16 protein-coding genes are annotated in these 20,550 nt (G+C 52.8%); 11 read left to right on the top strand and 5 right to left on the bottom strand.

Features of this window, described 5'->3' with window-relative positions:
- The first annotated feature begins 145 nt into the window (after positions 1-145).
- From ACNRUY_RS16045 to ACNRUY_RS16030, 4 genes are all read left to right on the top strand, one after another.
- Positions 146-1,384 (top strand): O-succinylhomoserine sulfhydrylase, encoded by a 1,239-nt coding sequence (locus tag ACNRUY_RS16045; RefSeq protein ID WP_488112662.1) that lies wholly within the window; start codon positions 146-148, stop codon positions 1,382-1,384.
- A gap of 81 nt (positions 1,385-1,465) precedes the next feature.
- A complete protein-coding gene (locus ACNRUY_RS16040; RefSeq protein WP_488112661.1) occupies positions 1,466-2,368 on the top strand; it encodes an AAA family ATPase in 903 nt (300 codons plus the stop codon).
- 9 nt (positions 2,369-2,377) lie between these two features.
- Entirely contained in the window at positions 2,378-3,439 is a 1,062-nt protein-coding gene (locus ACNRUY_RS16035) for a DUF58 domain-containing protein (RefSeq protein WP_488112660.1), read from the top strand.
- Positions 3,432-5,501: a transglutaminase TgpA family protein gene (locus ACNRUY_RS16030; protein WP_488112659.1), complete on the top strand. Its 2,070-nt coding sequence runs from the start codon at positions 3,432-3,434 to the stop codon at positions 5,499-5,501. The genes ACNRUY_RS16035 and ACNRUY_RS16030 overlap by 8 nt, the downstream gene beginning before the upstream one ends.
- Positions 5,502-5,551: 50 nt before the next feature.
- Here ACNRUY_RS16030 and ACNRUY_RS16025 read toward each other — a convergent pair whose 3' ends face one another.
- From ACNRUY_RS16025 to ppnN, 4 genes are all read right to left on the bottom strand, one after another.
- A complete protein-coding gene (locus ACNRUY_RS16025; RefSeq protein ID WP_488112658.1) occupies positions 5,552-7,528 on the bottom strand; it encodes a macro domain-containing protein in 1,977 nt (658 codons plus the stop codon).
- A gap of 158 nt (positions 7,529-7,686) precedes the next feature.
- A complete protein-coding gene (locus ACNRUY_RS16020; RefSeq protein ID WP_488112657.1) occupies positions 7,687-8,154 on the bottom strand; it encodes a YiiD C-terminal domain-containing protein in 468 nt (155 codons plus the stop codon).
- Positions 8,155-8,219: 65 nt separating this feature from the next.
- Positions 8,220-10,811 carry a bifunctional aconitate hydratase 2/2-methylisocitrate dehydratase gene (gene acnB, locus ACNRUY_RS16015; RefSeq protein ID WP_488112656.1) on the bottom strand — a complete coding sequence of 864 codons (2,592 nt, stop codon included), beginning with the start codon at positions 10,809-10,811 and terminating at the stop codon, positions 8,220-8,222.
- 385 nt (positions 10,812-11,196) lie between these two features.
- Entirely contained in the window at positions 11,197-12,573 is a 1,377-nt protein-coding gene (ppnN, locus tag ACNRUY_RS16010) for a nucleotide 5'-monophosphate nucleosidase PpnN (protein WP_488112655.1), read from the bottom strand.
- Positions 12,574-12,949: 376 nt separating this feature from the next.
- Here ppnN and ACNRUY_RS16005 point away from each other — a divergent pair, with 376 nt between their 5' ends.
- From ACNRUY_RS16005 to ACNRUY_RS15995, 3 genes are all read left to right on the top strand, one after another.
- Positions 12,950-13,426 (top strand): aminoacyl-tRNA deacylase, encoded by a 477-nt coding sequence (locus ACNRUY_RS16005; protein ID WP_488112654.1) that lies wholly within the window; start codon positions 12,950-12,952, stop codon positions 13,424-13,426.
- A gap of 227 nt (positions 13,427-13,653) precedes the next feature.
- Positions 13,654-14,196, top strand: a complete 543-nt coding sequence (yfcD, locus tag ACNRUY_RS16000) for an NUDIX hydrolase YfcD (protein WP_488112653.1) — start codon at positions 13,654-13,656, stop codon at positions 14,194-14,196.
- Positions 14,197-14,214: 18 nt separating this feature from the next.
- Positions 14,215-14,838, top strand: a complete 624-nt coding sequence (locus ACNRUY_RS15995; protein WP_488112652.1) for a riboflavin synthase subunit alpha — start codon at positions 14,215-14,217, stop codon at positions 14,836-14,838.
- Positions 14,839-15,064: 226 nt separating this feature from the next.
- On the opposite strand, the gene lon is transcribed toward ACNRUY_RS15995, so the two are convergent.
- Positions 15,065-17,527: an endopeptidase La gene (gene lon / locus ACNRUY_RS15990; protein ID WP_488112651.1), complete on the bottom strand. Its 2,463-nt coding sequence runs from the start codon at positions 17,525-17,527 to the stop codon at positions 15,065-15,067.
- Positions 17,528-17,740: 213 nt separating this feature from the next.
- Here lon and ACNRUY_RS15985 point away from each other — a divergent pair, with 213 nt between their 5' ends.
- From ACNRUY_RS15985 to ACNRUY_RS15970, 4 genes are all read left to right on the top strand, one after another.
- Positions 17,741-18,379: a DUF924 family protein gene (locus tag ACNRUY_RS15985; RefSeq protein WP_488112650.1), complete on the top strand. Its 639-nt coding sequence runs from the start codon at positions 17,741-17,743 to the stop codon at positions 18,377-18,379.
- Positions 18,380-18,481: 102 nt separating this feature from the next.
- Positions 18,482-19,087: a chalcone isomerase family protein gene (locus ACNRUY_RS15980; RefSeq protein ID WP_488112649.1), complete on the top strand. Its 606-nt coding sequence runs from the start codon at positions 18,482-18,484 to the stop codon at positions 19,085-19,087.
- Between the two features lie 277 nt (positions 19,088-19,364).
- The gene (locus tag ACNRUY_RS15975; protein ID WP_488112648.1) at positions 19,365-19,640 is read left to right on the top strand and encodes a ComEA family DNA-binding protein; all 276 of its coding nucleotides are present in this window, start codon (positions 19,365-19,367) and stop codon (positions 19,638-19,640) included.
- A 460-nt stretch (positions 19,641-20,100) separates the two neighbouring features.
- The gene (locus tag ACNRUY_RS15970; RefSeq protein ID WP_488112647.1) at positions 20,101-20,361 is read left to right on the top strand and encodes a hypothetical protein; all 261 of its coding nucleotides are present in this window, start codon (positions 20,101-20,103) and stop codon (positions 20,359-20,361) included.
- The last annotated feature ends 189 nt before the right edge of the window (positions 20,362-20,550 follow it).

Here is a 20,550-nt window from a genome sequence, read left to right as displayed (position 1 = left end):
ACTCTTTCGTTCAGATCATTCAGACAGAGTGCCATCATAACGGAAAACTCTTTTTATCGCCGTGAGCGTGAGCTTTTTTTTTGGTATCTTTAAGTGGCGGTTCAAATCCGATGAATTATAAGAGCGTTTAATGTCAGGAAGTTTAATGAACGATCATGCCCCCACCGAAGTCCCCTGTCCTGCCGAACTGGAAGTGGATGTACCTGGTTTTGCCACTCAGTCCATTCGTGCCGGGTCTCTTCGCAGTGACCAGCGGGAGCACAGTGAGGCGATCTACCTTACCTCCAGTTTTACTTACGACAGTGCAGCCCAGGCTCAGGCGGTGTTTGCCGGAGAGGAAGAGGGGAATGTGTATTCTCGTTACACCAACCCTTCGGTGCAAATGCTCGAGGACCGAATGGCGATCCTTGAAGGGGGAGAGTTGGCCTGTGCCACCTCATCAGGAATGGCGGCCATTCTTGGCGCCTGCATGGCGCTGCTGAAAAGCGGTGATCACGTTATCTGTTCACGCAGTGTGTTTGGTACCACCTTTACGATTTTTGCCAAATATCTGGCGAAGTTCGGGGTGGATACCACCTTTGTGGACCTGGTGGACTATCAACAGTGGCGGGATGCTGTTCGGCCTGAGACGCGTATGCTGTTTCTTGAAACGCCTTCCAACCCCTTAAGTGAAGTGGCGGATCTCAAGTTGCTTGCGGAAATTGCCCACCGGCACGACGCACTGCTGATGGTGGACAATTGTTTCTGCACGCCCGCCTTGCAGAAACCCCTTGAACTGGGTGCCGATCTGGTGGTGCATTCTGCCACCAAGTATATTGATGGCCAGGGGCGCTGTATTGGAGGCATCGTGGTGGGAAGCAAGGCCCTGGTGAGCGAGGTTCATCTCTGGCAAAGGGCTGCCGGTGCCACCATGAGTGCATTCAATGCCTGGGTATTTTATAAGGGCCTGGAAACGCTCTCCGTGAGGATGGACGCCCATTGTCGAAATGCTGGGGAACTGGCCGCCTGGCTGAGCCAGCATCCAGCGGTTGAACGGGTGCATTATACCGGCCTTGAGTCCCACCCGGGCCATGAGCTGGCCAGAAAGCAGCAGAAGGCCTTTGGCGGAGTGCTGGCCTTTGAGGTTAAGAATGGACTGGATATGGGGAGTCGGGAGGCCGCATGGCGGGTAATAGACAGTGTGGAAATCATGTCTCGAACGGCGAATCTGGGGGATACCCGAACCACAATCACCCATCCGTCTACAACCACACATTGTCGTCTGTCTGAGGAAGACAAGGCCCGTTCAGGAATTACCGAAAGCCTGATTCGTGTCGCTGTTGGCCTTGAAGATGTGGAGGATCTCAAGGGTGATCTGGCGCGGGGCTTAAACAAGCTGGTTTAACAGGCTGTTTCAAAAGGCTGCCGCAAAAGGCAGCCATCAAAACAACTATCTATACAACAATAATAATGAGAGCGGGGGAGTATGGGATCACCACTGGCTGCATGCCTGCAGCAGTTATCCAGCGTTATCCGGGGCAAGCAGCAGGAAGTTCGCCTTGCTCTTTGCTGCATTTTGGCCAGAGGGCACCTGCTGATTGAAGACCTTCCCGGGATGGGAAAAACCGCCCTGGCCCTCGCGCTTGCCCGGGTTCTCGGGCTGGATTACCAGAGGGTTCAGTTTACCAGCGACTTACTGCCTGCGGATATCATCGGGGTCTCTACGTTTGATCGGGGCAGTGGTCAGTTTAATTTTCAGCCCGGGCCGGTGTTTGCCCAGCTGCTGCTGGCGGATGAAATTAACCGGGCCTCCCCCCGAACCCAGAGTGCTCTGCTGGAAGCCATGGAAGAACGACAGGTGACGGTTGAAGGCAAGCCATCCCCTCTGCCTGAACCTTTTATGGTCCTGGCAACACAAAATCCGTTGTCTCAGGAGGGGACGTTTCCACTACCAGAGTCCCAGCTGGACCGGTTTTTAATGAAAATTCATATGGGCTACCCCGACCCGGATTCAGAGAAAGCGATTCTGAAAGGCGAAGCGGGGCGGCATTATGTTGATCACCTTTCACGAGCCATTTCCCCCGCCCAGCTGTTGTCCCTCCAGAAAGAGGTGGATGGCGTTCATGCCAGCGACCCGGTGCTGGATTATATTCTCAGACTGGTCACCGCCACCCGGGAAGGAGGGCACTACCAGGCGGGGCTCTCCCCCCGGGCCGGGTTGGCGCTGTTACAGTCGGCCAAAGCCTGGGCCTGGCTGGACGGCCGACAGTACCTGATTCCGGAAGATGTTCAGGCGGTGTTTGTCCCGGTCACCCATCACCGGCTTCAGATAAAAGGTCAGGGCATTTCGGTCCATGAGCTATTAGCCAGTGTCAATGCCATGGCCTGAGTGGTGCCCATGACTTTTTTTAAAACGACGGCCTTCAAAAAAAACGCCCGGGCGCCAATAGCCTCTGCCCTGATCGAGCGCTTTCAGCGTTGGACTGACCAGAGAAGCCCGAGGGCTGGCCGGGTAATGCTTGATCAGCGTCGTATTTATATTCTGCCCTCGTTGTCCGGACTGGTCTGGCTGGTCATGGTGACTCTCGTTTTCCTGCTGGCCGCTAACTACAGCAACTCTCTGGCTTATGGACTCAGTTTTTTTATGCTGAGCCTGTTTATGCTGTCCATTTTATATACCTGGCGAAATCTGGCAGGGGTTAGCTTGATTGCCCAGGGAGGGAAGGCCGGGTTTGCCGGTGAGAGGGTTGAAGTCAATGTTGAGTGTCAGGCTAATGGTCGCCCAAGGGTGAGCTTGACCATTGGCTGGCCTGGCAGTGAGCAGGCGGTGGTCAGTTTTAATCAGGCTCTGGATCAAAGTCTGCGGGTGCAGGCTGAACACCGGGGATGGCTGAAGCCCGAACGGATGCTGGTGGCCAGTGTCTACCCACTGGGGTTATGTCGTGCCTGGAGCTGGGTGAGACTGAATTTTCAATGTCTTGTTTATCCTCGACCTGATTTCAGTTGCCCGCTGCCCGAATCCGTATCGGAATCCGGCGATTCCCGTTGTTTCAGTGAACCCGGGGTGGAGGACTTTTCAGGATTCCGCCGTTATCGTGACAATGATAACCCGGTTCATATTGACTGGAGAGGCTATGCCCGCACCGGTGAACTCCATTCAAAGCAGTTTGATCAGCCCGGTGGCACTGAGCTGCTTTTCTCTCTCAATCAGGTGCCGCTGAACGGGCTGGAACAGAAATTGTCGGTGATCACCGGCTGGTGTCTGTTGTGTGAACAGGCCGGAAGGCCCTATGGGCTGATTTTAAATGAGGGCACCTGTTCACCCTCTCTCGGATCAGGGCATTTGCAGAAATGCCTGGAAGCCCTGGCGTTATATACGGAGCAGCCCGGGTCTCCACAAAGCCAGGGGAGTTTTTGGGATAAGCGCCCGGCCAGGGCTGTGGGGCGTGGTGATGACTGAACGTTCAGGGAGCAGGCAGGGTGATCCCGGGGTATCCCGGGACTCGACGCTTTGGCTGTTACTGGCCCAGGTTCTGGTTCTCGTGCCGGTTATTCAGGTGATTCCCGCGAATGTAGTGTTGTTAATGCTGGTATCCCTGGGCTGGCGACTGGTGATCTGGTTCGGACGGGGCAACTGGCCGTCGATCCTGGTAAGACGGTGCCTGGTGCTGGTGGCTTTCGGTGTGATTGTCGGGTCATTTGGCTGGTCGTTTAACCTGGAGATGGCGGTATCGGTTCTGGTTACCGGCTATGCCTTGAAAGTGCTTGAGATGAAAAGCCGAAGGGACGCCCTTGTGGTGGTGTATATCGGCTTTTTTGTGGTGGCAACCGGGGGGCTTTATTCCCAGTCACTGGTTCAGGGGCTTTATCTGTTGGTGTGCATCACGGCTCTGGTGGCTGCCATGCAGGCCCTTTATCAGCCTTCTTACGGGCCTTTTCAGGGGGGCTCTCCCGCCAGCAGTATCTGGTTTTCGGCGGTGATGATGGTACAGGCTGTCCCGTTAACGTTGGTGTTGTTTGTTTTTATTCCCCGGCTGGGGCCTCTCTGGGCGGTTTCCTGGCCTTCAACGGATGCCAGGACCGGGTTATCGGAGAGCATGAGCCCGGGAGATATTGCCCGGCTGAGTCGCTCTTATGAAACGGTATTTCGAGCGGAGTTTGAAGGTCGCATTCCGGAACCGGAAGAACGCTACTGGCGGGCAATGGTCCTGGATCAATACGATGGCCGGGAGTGGCGAAAGACCGGCCAGGAGGACTTGCAATCCTCTGTGATACCAAGCGCGTCAGAGCAAGCGCTGGATGAGCGCTTCTGGATGACGGAAAATCCTGAGACCAGTGGCTGGTGGATGCTGGACAATGGTACTGCAGTTTACGATTACCAGGTGATGCTTGAGCCTGGGGGCCAGAGCTGGCTGCCTGTGCTGGGCCCCGCATATGCCTCTGTTGAGCAGAGCCAGGTACTTCGAACCATGACCCTGGAGTCCAGGGAGCCGGTGTTTTCCCGGAAGGTTTACCGGCCAGATTCACGAACCCCTCTTGCCAGCAGCATCACTCTTCCTGGCTGGTTAAGGGCTCTGAATACTTTTCTTCCTGCATCGGTGAACCCCGAAAGTCGAGCACTGGCGTTAACGCTCTATAAGGCAGTCGGTCAGGACCCACAGGCTATGGCCAGAGGGGTTATGGCTTATTTCAGGCAGGCTCCCTTTTTCTACATCCTGAACCCACCGTTAATGGGGAACAATGACATTGATGATTTTCTCTTTCATCAACGACAGGGCTTCTGTGAGCATTATGCGACCAGCTTTGTCTTTTTGATGCGCTCGGTGGGGATACCCGCCCGAATCGTGACCGGCTTTCAGGGAGGGGAGTATCTGCCAGGAGAACGGGTCTTGCTGGTCCGGCAGCTGGATGCCCATGCCTGGGCAGAAATCTGGGTAGATGGGTCAGGCTGGATCCGGTTTGATCCCACGGCTGCTGTGTCTCCGGAGCGAATTGAGTCAGGGCTGGAAGCCTTTGCCTCCCAACAGGAGGGGCTTCAGGAATACCTTCCTTTTGTGGCAAGGCTGGGGACGGTACCTTTTTACAAAACATTGCAACTGGGTTGGGAACGGCTTGAGTATCGATGGCAGAAGTCGGTGATCCAGTATATGAAGGAACGACAATCGACGTTTATGCAGCGGCTGTTTGGTTCATCGGATTATTATTGGCAGCAGATGGGGGTAATGGGGGCTCTGTTTGCTGTGATACTGGTCCTGGTAGCCGGTGTCATGATGTTCCAGAGACGAGTGTTATCGCCAGAGTATCGATTATGGCTCCGGTTTGAATGCCGACTGTCGGGCAAAGGTTATCACCGTCGGGCTGAAGAAGGCCCAAGGGACTTTGCTTCAAGAGTGGCCCGTGAAGATCCTGTCATTGGCAAGGCGGTATTGGCTTTCGGGTGTGAGTATATTCGTCTAGTGTATTCACAAAGCAAAGAGGGGAAGGAGGTTGATCATCTGATCCGGCTGTTAAAAGAGATCTGATGTACCCACCGGACATTTCGGTTTAAGGCGTTCTTGAGTCAGGGTGGTGGTTATTGAGCTTTGATGCATTGCATCAGTGTCTGATAGGCTGCGGATTTTTGCACTTTCTTTTCATCTTTGAAAACCCTGTCAATGAACTTTCTGCCCGCTTCATGGGGGTAGAGCTTTTCCATAAGAGCGATAAAAAACAGGTGGGCAAGGCTGATACAGCTGCCCTGTGTCTTTGTCCAGTTAATCACCTGTCCACGAAGAACGGTAATGGCAGCAAACAGTTGGTGCTGTTTTGAGCCTCTGGCGCTGAAGGTTTTGTCCAGCAGTGCTCTATATTGACGATTGTTTTTGACGTCTTCTGCCCAGATGCTGAGCGCTTCTAATAGATCATCGGCACCATAAGCCGTTTTTCCCTGATCGGTCATCATTTGTTCAAACTGGTTTCGAAATGACTGTGTGGCCTGAATAAACACCGGGCCCTTATTTTGATCGATGGCCTCCAGAGCCTGGTTCAGGTGCTGCTGGCAATGGCTCCATTCCTCTGAGTCAAGATCAAAGCCGGTTTCAGGCGGCGGGGATAATATTTCGCTTCGGTAATAATGGTAAGCGGCTTCTTTGCTCTTGATTTGCTGCTTGATATGGTGAACCCCCTCTTTCAAGGGCTGTCTCATGCCAGGCAGTTGGCGTCGGTCTACCCTGTGCTTCAGGCAGGTTTTCAATCTCAGTTTCTGGGCTTTAAAATAGTCCATCAAGGCTGCCCGGCTTTCAGGGTTGAGTCCGAGATCTTCATCGCGACTGTGTTTCAGCCGGTTTTCACAGGCTTTCATTCGAGCAATCACCTTTCGGGTAAAAGGAAGAAGGCGACCCTGATTGCTGGCTACTGCTTCGCAGGCTTGTCCAATGAGTTTATGAAAATATTCTATTTCCCTTGCGGCTGCGCGGTTTTTTTCTTTTTTTGTTGCGTGACGGCCTGTGGTTCCTGGTGGTTTGTGCTCAGGTCGAAGCAGGTTTGCCAGAGGCTGCAGGTGTTGAAGTTTCAGCCCTTTCAATACTTTTGGAGGGTATATTGCCTCTGAAAGCTCCAGAACCCTGAGTTTGTGTTGCAGGGTTCTGTGCAGTTCTCGCCCTATAGTGCTATCAGGGCTGACGAAGTGAACCCTGGGAATTGCCCCGTATTTCTCCCGGCAGACCCCGACGGCTGCAATGGCTATCTGGCAACAATTGTCGATGTATTCAGAAAATCTTGGGTCACCCCGGCCAGGAAAATCCCCCATCACTGGCATGGCGATGGATCGGTCGCCCAGTTCTATGGCCCGCTCAATGGCCGTCACATAACAATGCATCAGCCTTTCTACGGGGTAAATATCATCGGGCTTATATCGGTGTTCCGGCTTGACGGTTGTGGACCTGGGAGGAACCGGGAAAACCAGCCGTTTAACACCGTTAAGGTGGGAGTCAGCCTGAATTTCAAAGAGCTTGCAGCTTTCACTGCTGGCAAACCGATCTTGATAGGTCGGATGGAACGCTTCAGGGCACTCCGGGTCTTGCAGTGAGGGCAGACGGGCAAGGAGTTGCCTGGGGGCTTTCAGTCCATCTGCCAGGGGGCCTCCCACGGGGCAGAACAGGGTGTCAATGGATAGGCCATGCTGCCTTTTCAACCCGCTGACACCCCCGCCGCCCACCCACCCCCTTCCCCCCCCACCGGCCTGGGGGGGGGAAGGGGGCTTTACTTTGACCTGTGTTTTCTGCTTCTTGGCTGGAGGCAGTGAAGCAGGGAGGTTCCGGCCGGCATGCCGTTTTCTCCCACTTCGGCTCTGGCGTGAAGGTTTTCTGGAGTGAACATCTCTGGGCCTGGGGGGATGGGTATGTTGATTCTCCGGGAGCAGGTTATCTCCTGTGGGTATCTGCCTGGGCGTGTCCGCAATACAGACCTCACGCTCATTCCATGCTTTGCCTTTAAAGACTCCCTGGAAGCGCTCGAAAAAGTGGCGATGATCTGTCCGTGGCTGGAGGACACCCGTTGATGCCTGTGGCATGAATTGACCGGCTCCCTGTCTGAATAATTTCCTTATTAATCAAAGTATAAGCAGTGACTGCTGATTTTCCATGCCGACAGTCCCCCAGATCAGTGCACCTTGTCCGCGCCCTGACGCGAAAGAGCCGGTGCCCGCTCTTTGGTCTTCTGGAATAATCGTTATGGGGATTTAGGAAGAGCAACATAAAGACCACTGTAGCTGGCCACTTTTTCATTATTACCAGAGAGCAGGTCTACGGTCAGTTCCAGCTTGGCTCTTCTGTTCTGTCTGAGCCGATCAAAAAAGGTTTCCGGGACAGTGGCCTGGCACCGAGCAGAAAATGCCCCATGGGCAGGCGTGTGATAAGTCATCCTGGAGTCTGCGATGACGGCCTCGCAACCGGAGGAAACGGTTCTTGCATGAAGGGTGGTATAGAGCCAGCCGCAAACCGTTGCCAGGGCGGCCATACTGCCGCCAAAAGCCGTTCCCTTGTCATTGATGTTGGGCTCCAGGGGACAGCTGATTTCGAGCAGTCCATTGTCAAAACGGTCAAATTGGACCTGCATGTTCTGAAGCAGCGGGATGTTGTTCCTGATCCAGTCAGTTAATTCTGGGGTAAACAGTTGTTCGGGCGTTTTTGGGTTCATGGGTATGGTTTTAAAATGAGCCAGGCCCCCGGGACAGGGGCCTGGTCAATAAAATGAAGAGTGGATTAGCTGGCCTTGGCAATGATCTCGTCAGCGGCCTGCTGGTAGGACTCTACCTGATCGAAGTTCAGATAGCGATAGACATCACCCGCCATGGAGTCCAGGTTACGGGCGTATTCCATGTACTCTTCTGCGGTGGGGATTTTACCCAGAATAGCGCCTACTGAAGCCAGCTCCGCTGAGCAGAGGTAGACATTGGCGCCATCCCCCAGGCGGTTCGGGAAGTTCCGGGTTGAAGTAGACAGCACAGTTGCACCGGCCTCCACCCTGGCCTGGTTACCCATGCACAATGAACAACCTGGAATTTCGGTGCGAACACCGTTGTCCTGGTAAATGGTGTAGTAACCCTCTTCTTCAAGCTGGGCCTTGTCCATTTTGGTGGGCGGTGACATCCAGAAACGGGTTTTCAGCGGATCGCTGTTCTGTTCCAGGAGTTTACCGGCAGCCCGGAAGTGGCCGATGTTGGTCATGCAGGAACCCAGGAATACCTCGTCCACCTTGTCGCCGGCAACGTCCGATAGGGTACGGGCATCGTCCGGGTCATTGGGGGCACAAAGGATCGGCTCCTTGATGTCAGCAAGGTCGATTTCAATGACTTCCGCGTACTCAGCATCGGCATCGGCGCGCATCATGGTCGGGTTTGCCAGCCACTCTTCCATCTTGCGGGCACGGCGCTCAAGAGTACGGGGGTCGCCATAGCCTTCACTGATCATCCAGCGCAGCATGGTGACATTGGATTTCAGGTATTCGGAGATGGACGCTTCCGACAGGGTGATGGTACAGCCTGCGGCAGAGCGCTCAGCAGAGGCATCAGACAGCTCGAAGGCCTGCTCGACGGTCAGATCCTCCAGACCTTCGATCTCCAGCACCCGGCCTGAGAAGGCGTTTTTCTTGCCTTTTTTCTCAACCGTTAACAGACCCTGTTTGATGCCATAAAGAGGAATGGCATGAACCAGGTCGCGCAAGGTGATACCCGGTTGCATTTTGCCTTTGAACCGGACCAGCACGGATTCCGGCATATCCAGAGGCATGACACCGGTTGCCGCTGCAAAGGCCACCAGGCCCGAACCGGCCGGGAAGGAGATGCCCAGAGGGAACCGGGTATGGGAGTCACCCCCGGTACCGACGGTGTCCGGCAGGAGCATGCGGTTCAGCCAGCTGTGAATGATGCCATCTCCGGGGCGCAGTGCCACACCTCCCCGGTTCATAATGAAGTCGGGCAGGGTGTGGTGAGTTTCCACATCCACAGGCTTGGGATAGGCTGCGGTATGACAGAAAGACTGCATCACCAGGTCGGAAGAGAAGCCCAGACAGGCCAGGTCTTTCAGTTCATCCCGGGTCATGGGCCCGGTGGTGTCCTGGGAACCGACGGTGGTCATTTTGGGTTCGCAGTATTGACCGGGGCGGACACCGGTGACACCGCAGGCTTTACCCACCATTTTCTGGGCCAGAGTGAAACCTTTGTCAGAATCCTGGGGAGCCACGGGGCGACGGAATATCTCGGACGGCCCAAGATCCAGGGCTTCCCGGGCCTTGTCGGTCAGGCCACGGCCAATGATCAGGTTGATGCGTCCTCCGGCCTGCACTTCATCCAGAATGACATCGGACTTGAAGGTAAACTCAGAAAGCACTTCCCCGGATTCAGACAGAATCTTGCCATCATAGGGGCGGATCTCAATGACGTCCCCCATATTCAACTGGTCAACGGGCGCTTCAAAGACCAGGGCGCCGGCATCTTCCATGGTGTTGAAGAAAATGGGCGCCACCTTGCCGCCAATACAGATACCACCGGCCCGCTTGTTGGGCACGCCTGGAATGTCGTCACCAAAGAACCAGAGCACTGAGTTGGTGGCCGACTTCCGGGAGGAGCCGGTACCCACCACGTCACCTACAAAAGCAACGGGCAGGCCTTTGCTCTTGATGGCTTCTATCTGCTTCAGCGGGCCGGTGACGCCATGTTCTTCAGGCTCCAGTCCGTCACGGGTCATTTTGTAAGCGGCGAGGGCGTGGAGTGGAATATCGGGGCGGGACCAGGCGTCCGGTGCCGGTGAAAGGTCGTCGGTATTGGTTTCCCCGGTGACTTTGAAGACAGCGACTTTGGTGCTTTCCGGTACTGCTTCCCGGCGGGTGAACCACTCGGCTTCCGCCCAGGATTTCAGCACGGCCATGGCGTTGGCGTTACCGGCCTTGGCTTTTTCCTCCACGTCATGGAAGGAGTCAAACACCAGCAGGGTGTTTTTCAGCTGGTCGGCAGCCAGTTCCCCGAGCTCGGTATTGTCGAGCAGTTCGACCAGTGTCTCAATGTTGTATCCGCCCAGCATCATGCCCAGCAGCTGAACGGCTTTCTTGGCGTCAATCAGTGGGGATTCGGCTTCTCCACGAACAATGGCGGAGAGGAAGCCGGCCTTGACATAAGCGGCTTCATCAACCCCGGGTGGGATGCGATTTTCAAGGAGATTCAGCAGGAAGTCTTCTTCTCCGGCAGGTGGGTTTTTCAGCAGTTCGACCAGTGCGGAGACCTGTTCGGAGTTCAGCGGCTTTGGTGGGACACCTTCTTGGGCACGCTCTTCGACGTGTTTTCTGTAGGCTTCTAGCACGAGTTCTACCCTCATCATCGGTGGCAGGCTCTTGGGCGATCCTTCGACGAACCATTGTACTTTTTGAATGGGTCAGTCAGATGTTCCAAGTCAGTCTTTAGCCAGTGCAATGTGTGTAACGCTGCATTCTCCGGTCAGTTATCCTGCAGGTTTCTGTTATCAAGCAGGCCTGCTGACCGCCAGAACAGCAGTGGAGTTGACGAATGACCGGTCCCATAATGCAGGCCGGTTGAGCACTGGTGGCGCGGGCAGTATAGCGGAAGGTGCTTTCCAAGTTAAGTAAAGACCGAAATACCCGCTATTTTTTCCGTGAATGGTTGATTGGAAAAGGGTTTTTCAGGGAATTAACCCAAAGGGGCTTTTACCAAAGCCCCTGGGTATACGTCTATGGCTTTTCAATTTGGTAGCAGGGTTGATACTGGGTGCCAGGAAGTTTCATGCGGTACTGGTCCACAAAAGACTGAAGCAGGGTATCCATCTGATCCATTAATTCGGCTTCACCGCTGAGTTGGTAAGGGCCATGCTGGCGGATCAGGTTGACACCGTCCTCCTTGATATTACCGGCGACAATACCGGACATGACGCGCCTCAGGTTGGCTGCCAGTATATGCTTGGGCAGTGAACGGTCCAGTTCCAGGTTCGCCATATTGTCATGGGTCGGGTCAAAGGGCTTCTGAAACTCATGATCTATTTTCAGCAGCCAGTTGAAGTAGTAGGCGTCCCCCTGTTTTCTTCTGAACCGTGTGACTTTTTCCAGCCCTTTGTTCATTGTCCGGGCAACCCGGATCGGGTCATCGATGATGATCTGGTACTTTTTCTGGGCGGTTTTACCCAGGGTGTTGCCGATAAACCGGTCGATCTGTTCAAAGTACTCCTCAGAACCTCTGGGACCGGTGAGGATCATGGTCAGGGGTATATCCTGGTTGTCCGGGTGCAGGAGAATGCCCAGCAGGTAGAGAATCTCTTCACAGGTGCCAGGTCCCCCGGGAAAGACAATAATGCCATGACCCAGCCGGACAAAAGCCTCAAGGCGCTTTTCAATATCCGGCAGGATAATCAGCTCATTGACAATCGGGTTGGGAGACTCTGCGGCAATAATGCCGGGCTCGGTCAGGCCTATGAAGCGGCCATTGCCGATACGCTGCTTGGCGTGTCCGATGTAGGCACCCTTCATCGGACCTTTCATGGCGCCTGGACCGCAGCCGGTGCAGATGTTCAGTTTTCTAAGCCCCAGCTGATATCCGACGGTTTTTGTGTATTCATATTCTTCTCTTGATATGGAATGCCCTCCCCAGCAAACCACTGTATTTGGCAGCTGTTTGGTAATAAAGCCATTGGCGTTTCTGAGAATTTCAAACACCAGGTGGGTGATATCCGATGAGCTTTCCTGGTCAAATCGGGGGTCCTCGGTAATATGGGAGGACACATAAAGAATGTCTCTCAGAACAGAGAACAGGTTTTCCCGCACACCCCGTATCAGCTTGTTGACCACAAAGGCAGAAGCAGGGGCATTGATCAGCTCCAGCTTCAGCCCCCGGTGCTCCTGAACAATGCGGATGTCGAAATCACTGTAGGTTTGCATCAGCTCTTCGGCATTATCACCTTCCTGCTCACAGCTGAGCACTGCCAGTGCACACTGGCGGAAAAGGCGGTGGAGTCCGGTTTTGCTGGTGTCCTGAAGACTGTTGACTTCCCTGCTGGACAGCACTCTCATGGTGCCTACCGGGTTAACGATGGCGGAGACTACATTGGCTTTACTCATACTGGCCCCCTTAAAGGAATCTTTGCTGTGGCGGCTGAACCGCCCTGTTTTTCATCTGGAATGGGCTATTGAATGCTTTGTGTGTTGTCGTGGAGGACTGCTCTGCAGTCCTTTTGAGTGGCCCTGCCAGGAAAAGGCTGCCAACGAATGAATCGCTCCATTTCCTGATTAATTAATACTTCGGAGCAATGGCGCTGGAGTTAAGGGTTGATGTTCACTATTTATGGCAGCCATTATCATTGGAAACATCGCTTCCACTGGATTATACCGCGTTCAGATTGAGGGGGGCAGTCTTGACGAACCCGCTTTCCTCTGACAAATTGGAACAGGTTTGTGTTGACTTTCCGGAAAGCTCTATAGCCAGGAGGTGTCTGGCATGTCCTCCCAGAATGTGACTGACTATTTGTATTCTCGTCAGGTGTCTTTTTCCAAACGGCATCACCCTCCCGCCTTCTCTGCCCAGGAGGTGGCTGAAAAAGCCCATATCAGTGGCCGTAGAGTGGCTAAAACAGTGGTGGTAAAGCTGGATGGAAAGCTTGCCCTGTGTGTGCTTCCCGCCACAGAAAGGGTGAATTTCAGTCTGCTTCGCCAGGCCGCCGGGAGTCATACTGCGGAACTGGCCCGGGAGGAGGAGTTTATCGACACCTTTCCCCGTTGTGAGCCAGGCCTGATGCCGCCTTTTGGTGGACTGTACGGCCTTCCTGTTTATGTTTCAGACTCGTTGAAGCAGGATATTCCCCTGGCGTTCAGCAGTGGCCAGGCATCCGAGCTGCTTGAGCTCTCCTGGCAGGATTTTGACCGGCTGGTGCACCCCGTATTGATGACAGAGAAGCAGAAAGCAGCCATCGGGTGATTTTCTGTTTTGGCATGCATCATTCCATGGGATAACATACTGCAGGCGACAGCTGGTAGCGGGGTGGGTTGTATTCAGTTGAACGCCATCGCGAGACAATGCCGGATAGGATAGGGCCGGATAGAGAGAACCTTGGATAATAATCAATCACATCCTCAGCAAGTGACATGCGCAAAACCGGGATGTGATCAGAAAAATAAAGTTCAGAGAACAGGAGACCGACCTCTATGCCTGGTCAGCAAGAGCTGGAGATGCCTATTGAGCCCATTGAAAGAGTTCTGGTAGTGGACGACCATAATCATGTCCTTGGAGCCGTTCCCAGAACTCAGATGAGAGTGGAGTCACTCTGTCACCGGGCAACTTATATTTTTGTGTTTAACCCCCAGGGTCAGCTCTATGTTCAGGAAAGAACGCTGAACAAGGATATTTATCCGGGCTATTTTGACCCCGCGACCGGTGGTGTGGTGGCTGAGGGTGAAAGCTATGACCAGGCGGCAGCCCGTGAGCTGGCTGAAGAGTTGGGCATAGTTGATACACCGATTACTCCTCACTTTCACTTCTTTTTCCAGAATGAAGATTGTCAGGTGTGGGGAAGGGTTTACAGCTGCTGTTACGATGGGCCGCTTATTCTGCAGCCGGAAGAGGTCGCCAATGTGATTATGGAAACCCCGGATGATGTTTTGAGTAATCGCCATCACAGAAGTTACACCCCGGACAGCCTGGTTGCCCTGGAAAGGCTGGTTCATTGCCTGAAGTCCTTCAAAACCTAGAACATAAGCAGGTAGTACATGTTTACAGGTATCGTAAAAGGCGCCTTCACTGTCGCCCATATCGCTGAGTCCACCGGTCTCAACCGCATTACTCTATCTTTGCCTCCCTCTCTGCTTGAAGGAGTGGAGAAAGGCGCCAGCATTGCCGTCAATGGCTGCTGTCTGACCGTGGTGGCCTTTGATCAGGGGACGGTGTCGTTTGATGTCATGCAGGAAACACTCAGGGTGACGAACCTGGGCGCACTGGCGGAGGGGCAGAAAGTCAATATAGAGCGTGCCGCCCGGTTTGGCGATGAGATTGGCGGGCACCTGCTTTCCGGTCATATTCACGATGTGGTTGAGGTAGTTGATGTAGTTCACGAGCCCAATAATGTCACCGTTTTTTTTGAGTTTGATCCTCGCTGGCAGGCTTATCTGATGCCAAAAGGGTATGTGTCCCTGAACGGTTGCAGTCTGACTATTGGCGAGCGGGTTGAGCATCAGCGTTTCTGTGTTCATTTGATTCCGGAAACCCTGAAGCTGACCACCTTTGGAGGAATGGAGGTTGGGACAAAGGTTAATCTGGAGATAGACAGCCAGACCCAGGCGGTGGTGGAAACCGTGAACCGTTATATGGAATCAGTGTCGTTGGCCGGGATGTGATACAGAAAGTGTTCAGAATGTTCTGACTCTGCAGCAGCCGGTTTATATACTGATAAAGTCTTATAAATAAGTGGACACCGGTGGGGAGTGACTCATACTTATTATGCTCACTAGCGTGTCCAAACGAGGTTAGATCTCGTTGCTGAAATAAATGAGTGTGTAAAGTCAAAAAAAGATGCCGCCTGAGAAGGCGGCATCTTTTTTTTGGGTGCTTCTGCTCGAGAGTTTACCGAGCGGGCTTTCTACGCTTGGGTTGCGCTTTTTTTCCCGCCGCTTTTTTCGAGGCAGAGGTGGCAAAGGCTACCTGGAAAACATCCTCGTAACGGCTGGCAAAATGCACGGCCATTCCTTCCCGGATATAGTCAGGCAGTTCGTCAAAGTCTCTCCGGTTATCCTCGGGCAGCACCAACTGGGTAATCCCCTGCCTGCGTGCGGCAATCACCTTCTCCCGAATGCCTCCTACGGGGAGGACTCTCCCGGTCAGGGTAAGTTCTCCGGTCATGGCCAGGTTCCGGGCCGGTTTTTTACCGCTGGCCAGGGAGATCAGGGCGGTGGTCATGGTCACCCCGGCACTGGGGCCATCTTTGGGGGTGGCTCCTTCGGGCACATGGAGGTGTATAAAGGCGTTTTTGAAAAAGTCCTCTGGTACATCAAACTGTTTTGCCCGGCTGGTGACAAAACTGTGAGAAATCTCGGCAGACTCTTTCATGACCTCCCCCAGTTTTCCGGTCAGCTTGAAGCCTGCTCTTTGCTGATGGATCAAGCTGGCTTCCACAGGCAGAGTAGCTCCTCCCATGGCTGTCCAGGCCAGGCCCGTTACGATGCCGGTGCCTTCCATGGACTTTTCTTTGCGGAAGTAGGGGGCTCCCAGGAAGTCTTCAAGGTTTTTGGTGGAAACCGTTATGCTTTTCTTATCTTCCTCAAGTAACTGGACCACCGCTTTGCGAATCACCTTCTGTAACAGTTTTTCGAGGTGGCGGACGCCGGCTTCCCTTGCATAGCCTTCAATAATTCGCTTGAGAGTGGCATCGGACATTTTCAGCTGGTTTTTTTTCAGCCCGGCCTTGGCCAATTGTTTTGGCCACAGGTGGTTTTTGGCGATGGCCAGCTTCTCTTCGGTGATATAGCCAGAGAGCCTGATGGTGTCCATCCGGTCCAGCAGTGGGCCGGGGATGGTATCCAGCTGGTTGGCAGTACAGACGAACAGCACCTTGGAGAGGTCAATTCTCATATCCAGATAATGATCCAGGAACTCACTGTTCTGCTCCGGATCAAGGACTTCCAGCAGGGCAGAGGCCGGGTCGCCCCGGAATGAGGCACCGATCTTGTCAATTTCATCGAGCATGATGACCGGGTTGGACACTTCAACCTCTTTCAGGGCTTGAACCAGCTTGCCTGGCAGGGCTCCGATATAGGTGCGGCGGTGCCCCTTGATTTCGGCCTCATCCCGCATACCGCCAAGGCTGAAGCGGTAAAATTTGCGATCCAGTGCCCGGGCCACCGACTTGCCTATGGAGGTTTTACCCACCCCTGGAGGACCGACCAGCAGCATAATGGAGCCTGAGACCTCTTTCCTAAAAGCGCCCACGGCCAGGAACTCAATGATCCGGTCCTTAACATCCTCAAGACCGTCATGGTCCGCATTGAGTACTGTTCTGGCGTGCTTCATATCCAGGTTGTCTTCTGAGAATACGCCCCAGGGAACCGAGGTGGCCCAGTCCAGGTAGTTTCTGCAGATTGAATATTCTGGGGAACCGGTCTCCAGGATGGCAAGTTTATTCAGGTCATCATCTATTTTGCTTCTGGCGCTTTTCGGGATTGCCAGTCCTTCCAGGCGTTTCTGGAATTTTTCCACTTCTGCGGTTTTATCGTCCTTGGAGATGCCAAGCTCTTTCTGGATGACTTTCAGCTGCTCCTTGAGGAAAAACTCACGCTGGTGGGTGCTTATTTTACGGTTAACTTCTGCATTGATTTCGCTCTGAAGCCGGGCCACTTCCTGCTCTTTGCGAATCAATACCAGCACCTTTTCCATTCGTCTCTGAATGGGGAGAGCTTCCAGTACTTCCTGAAGCTCAGGCCCTGGTGCGGTGGTAATCGCAGCGGCAAAATCCGCCAGTGGAGAAGGGTCCTTTGGGCTGAAGCGATTCAGGTAATTCTTGAGCTCTTCACTGTAAAGCGGGTTGAGAGGAATCAGCTCTTTGATGGCCTGGATCAGCGCAAGGGCGTAGGCTTTCACTTCATCGCTGTTGTCTTCCGGGCTTTCTATGTAATCCACCTGAACAAGATAGGGAGGACGACGTCTCAGCCACTGACGGATTTTAAAGCGTTGCATGCCCAGAGCAATGAACTGGACCTGTTCATTGTCGGTTACGATGTTGTGGATCTTGACGACACAGCCTATCTCGGGAAAATCCTCCGGTGAGATATTGTCTCCGGGCATGCCACCCACGAAACTCAGGCCGACCGCCTTGTGAGGGCTCTGGCCCACCCGTTGAAGGGTTTCCCCCCACTCATTGCTGCTGAATACCAGAGGTTGTACCTGGGCAGGGAAAAAGGGGCGGTTGGGGACCGGAATCAGATAAAGCTTGTCTGGAAGTGCCTGGTGGGGCAGAACCAGCTCAGTACCGGCTGCTGAATGGTCATTATCCCCGGTAATGACTTCGGGGGCAGTGGAGTCCTGGTCTGTCATAGTCTGTCTGCAGTGTGGTGATTGGGTTAAGTCTCTGTTTGTGCTTGCCGGATGAGCGGAGGAGGTGAGTTCAGGGCCGATTAAAGATGGCTGCGGTACTGCTTATTTGCCGAACTCTCTGTAATATTGCCTTTTTACCGCGTCTCTGCTCAAGCAGTCTCAGTTTCTATTTTGAGTCTTATCCAGCAATTTCAATGGCTGGTGCGTTTAAGTATGGTTGACATAAGAGAGATTGGCAGACGGAATGAGGGAATTGTGATGAGTGGTCAGGATTTTCAGGTCGTACTCGACTTCTGGTTTGAAGGAGAGGAACTGGGCCAGGTACAAATGGAGCGCTGGTGGAAAAAGAACCCTGAAGTGGACCAGCTGATCAGGCAGCGGTTTGCATCGCTGGTGGAGGAGCTGTATCAGGGTCTTTCTCGGCGCTGGCTGGAGGCACCGGAAAGCTGTCTGGCGGCGATCATCTGCCTGGACCAGTTTCCAAGAAATATGTACCGGGAGACCGGTCGGTCATTCCAGTACGATGCTTTGGCTCTGGAGCTGACGGAACAGGGATTGCAGAAGGGGTTTGATCGAAGCCTGTCCCCTCTGGAAAGGGCATTTTTTATCATGCCGCTGATGCATGATGAGTCCCTGGCCAGCCAGGAGCGTTGTGTCTCATTATTATCAGAACTGGTTTCTGAAACGGAAGGGCCACTGAGGCAGTACCTGGAAGGCAGCCTGGATTTTGCCAGAAAGCATCGTGATATCATTGCCCGGTTTGGCCGCTACCCCCATCGAAATCTTATGCTTGGACGGGACAGTACTTCTGAAGAGTTGGATTTTCTCAAAGAGCCTGGTTCATCGTTTTAAAAGGAAAGTGTTTTTTTATTATTATCCGGTCCAGGCTTCTGGAAGCCCCTGTTCATCTGGGGTAGTATCAGCGGACAATAATAATAAGGAATGATCAGTTGTATGTTGAAAAATAGTATTCAAGTCAATCGTTTACTGCCTCTTTTAGTTTTCTTTCTGGTCGCCGGTCGGGCCCAGGCCCTGATGGTCAGCAAGTATGATATACCGGACATCATTCCTGCAGAAGATTCCAGGCCTGCACTGACCCTTCAGGGCGCTGCTATCCGTGACTGGTATCTGGTGGTGAAGGGCTATATCGGTGCGCTTTATCTGGAAAAGCCTGCCAGTACCCCGGAAGAGATCTATGCTTCCGACTCTTATCAGCGGATGACCTTTGTCATGCTGGTATCGAAAATGAGCGCCAGGCGAATAGCCAACGCCTTTTATGACTCCATTCAGTTAAACAGCCCACCGGAAGAGCAGGAGGCCGTGAAGGCAGATCTGGACAGGATTTTTGCTGTGGTGGATGGATCAATGAAGCAGGGCGAGCAGGCCGTTTTTGAATACCTGCCCAAGCAGGGGGTGAGAATAGAAATTGCCGGCGAAGAGAAAGCCGTTATCCCTGCGGATAAAAAACTGTTTAACCTGTTCCTCCGGGTGTGGATTGGGGATACACCGCCCAGCCAGGAGTTCAAAAAGAAAATTCTTGGGTTGGCTCCTGTTGCCTGATCAAGAAGCCCACCTGTAAAGGTGGGCTTCTTAATGATTGTTTATTAGTTTGGTCTATTACCCCGATCTTTATAGTTCTTAAGATTATTACCCCTCTGTTGCCTGCTTCTTTAAATTCATCTTCACTAACAGCTATAGCAATATTTAATCAAAGGAAATTAGTTAGGGAGGCTGTTTTGTCGATTTGTAAATAACTGGAAAGTGCCTTGTTTATATGGGGTGTCATGCTTTCAGGCATTTTCTGATCATGGAATTAAAACAAGAGAGGATTATAGCCATGAAGAACAGACTGATTACCTTTTTACTAGCGGCTTTTTTCAGTGCAGTGGTAGTAGCAGCCACTACCCATAGCCCTCAGAAAGTCTATGTTAACTCAGCTACGATTCAGCAACTGGATGACGGGCTGGTTGGTGTAGGAAAAAGGGTGGCGACGGAAATTGTCAAGCACCGGGATACTCATGGGCCTTTCCAGAGTTTTGATGATCTGGATAAAGTGAAGTACGTTGGCAAGAAAATACTGGAGAAAAATAAGGATCGAATATCCTTCGATTGACTTCTCGGTTGATGGCCTGGCTCACTGGAGTCAGGCTTTTCATCGTGCCATGCAGTGATAGTAAGGCGTGCAAGAAGGGACGATCTTATTTTTCCGGGCTGTCGTCATGGTTGCCTGCTCTTTCATAAAACAGAGGTATTAAAAGCAAGAAAGCTCAGCTGGTTCAGAACGGGAAATAGACGTTATGATCGGTCAGTCAATTTTTTGGGTGTCCTTTGTTTTTTTTTTTTGGTGTCCTTTATTTTTTTTGGGGGGGGATCCTTTATTTTGTGTCTCTTTGAGTCGTAGTGTTGGGTCACCTTGCTTTTGATTTGGCAAGGTATCCGTTTTATCGGGGCAAGATCAGAGCTACTGGCCCAAGGAAAAACGCAAAGCAGGCCTTCTAAAGAACAAACCCGCCAAAGGAGACAACTGACCCAACAGATAGCTTAACCGGTGATAACCGGTCAAACGGTTATTGATGAAAACCGGTCATTTCAAACTGATGAAAAAGGGACATTTCAAATTGGTGGTAACAAGAAAAGCGAAAACCAAAGTCATCAATCTGATCTGGCTAGGTGTTGATGCGCTCAAGGCCGCCTGTATCGGAGGCAGCAACAAAGGGTATTACCGATTATCAAGAACGTATGCAGTCCAGCTTGGACTCAGCGACAAGTATCTTGCAAGTATAGGGCTTGTTTCCCTGAAAGATTTATGGAACAGGTTTCACCATCATCGATGAACCGCTCGGTGCGGACCCGCACGCCGGGTGGTGTGGGGAGAGCTGGAGAGAAGCCAGTTCTTACCTGCATTAGTTCAGATCTGATCTGACAATTCCCTCTTCAAAAAAGGGAAGGGTTACCGATTTAGATAGAGGGTGAAATCACTGAAATCTAAATCGTAAAAAGGTAACCCTTATGATTCATACTAA

The sequence above is a fragment of the Endozoicomonas sp. Z74 genome (genome assembly GCF_057680865.1).
Note: the sequence above shows the minus strand (reverse complement) of the source record. Positions and strands in the feature narration are given on the sequence as shown.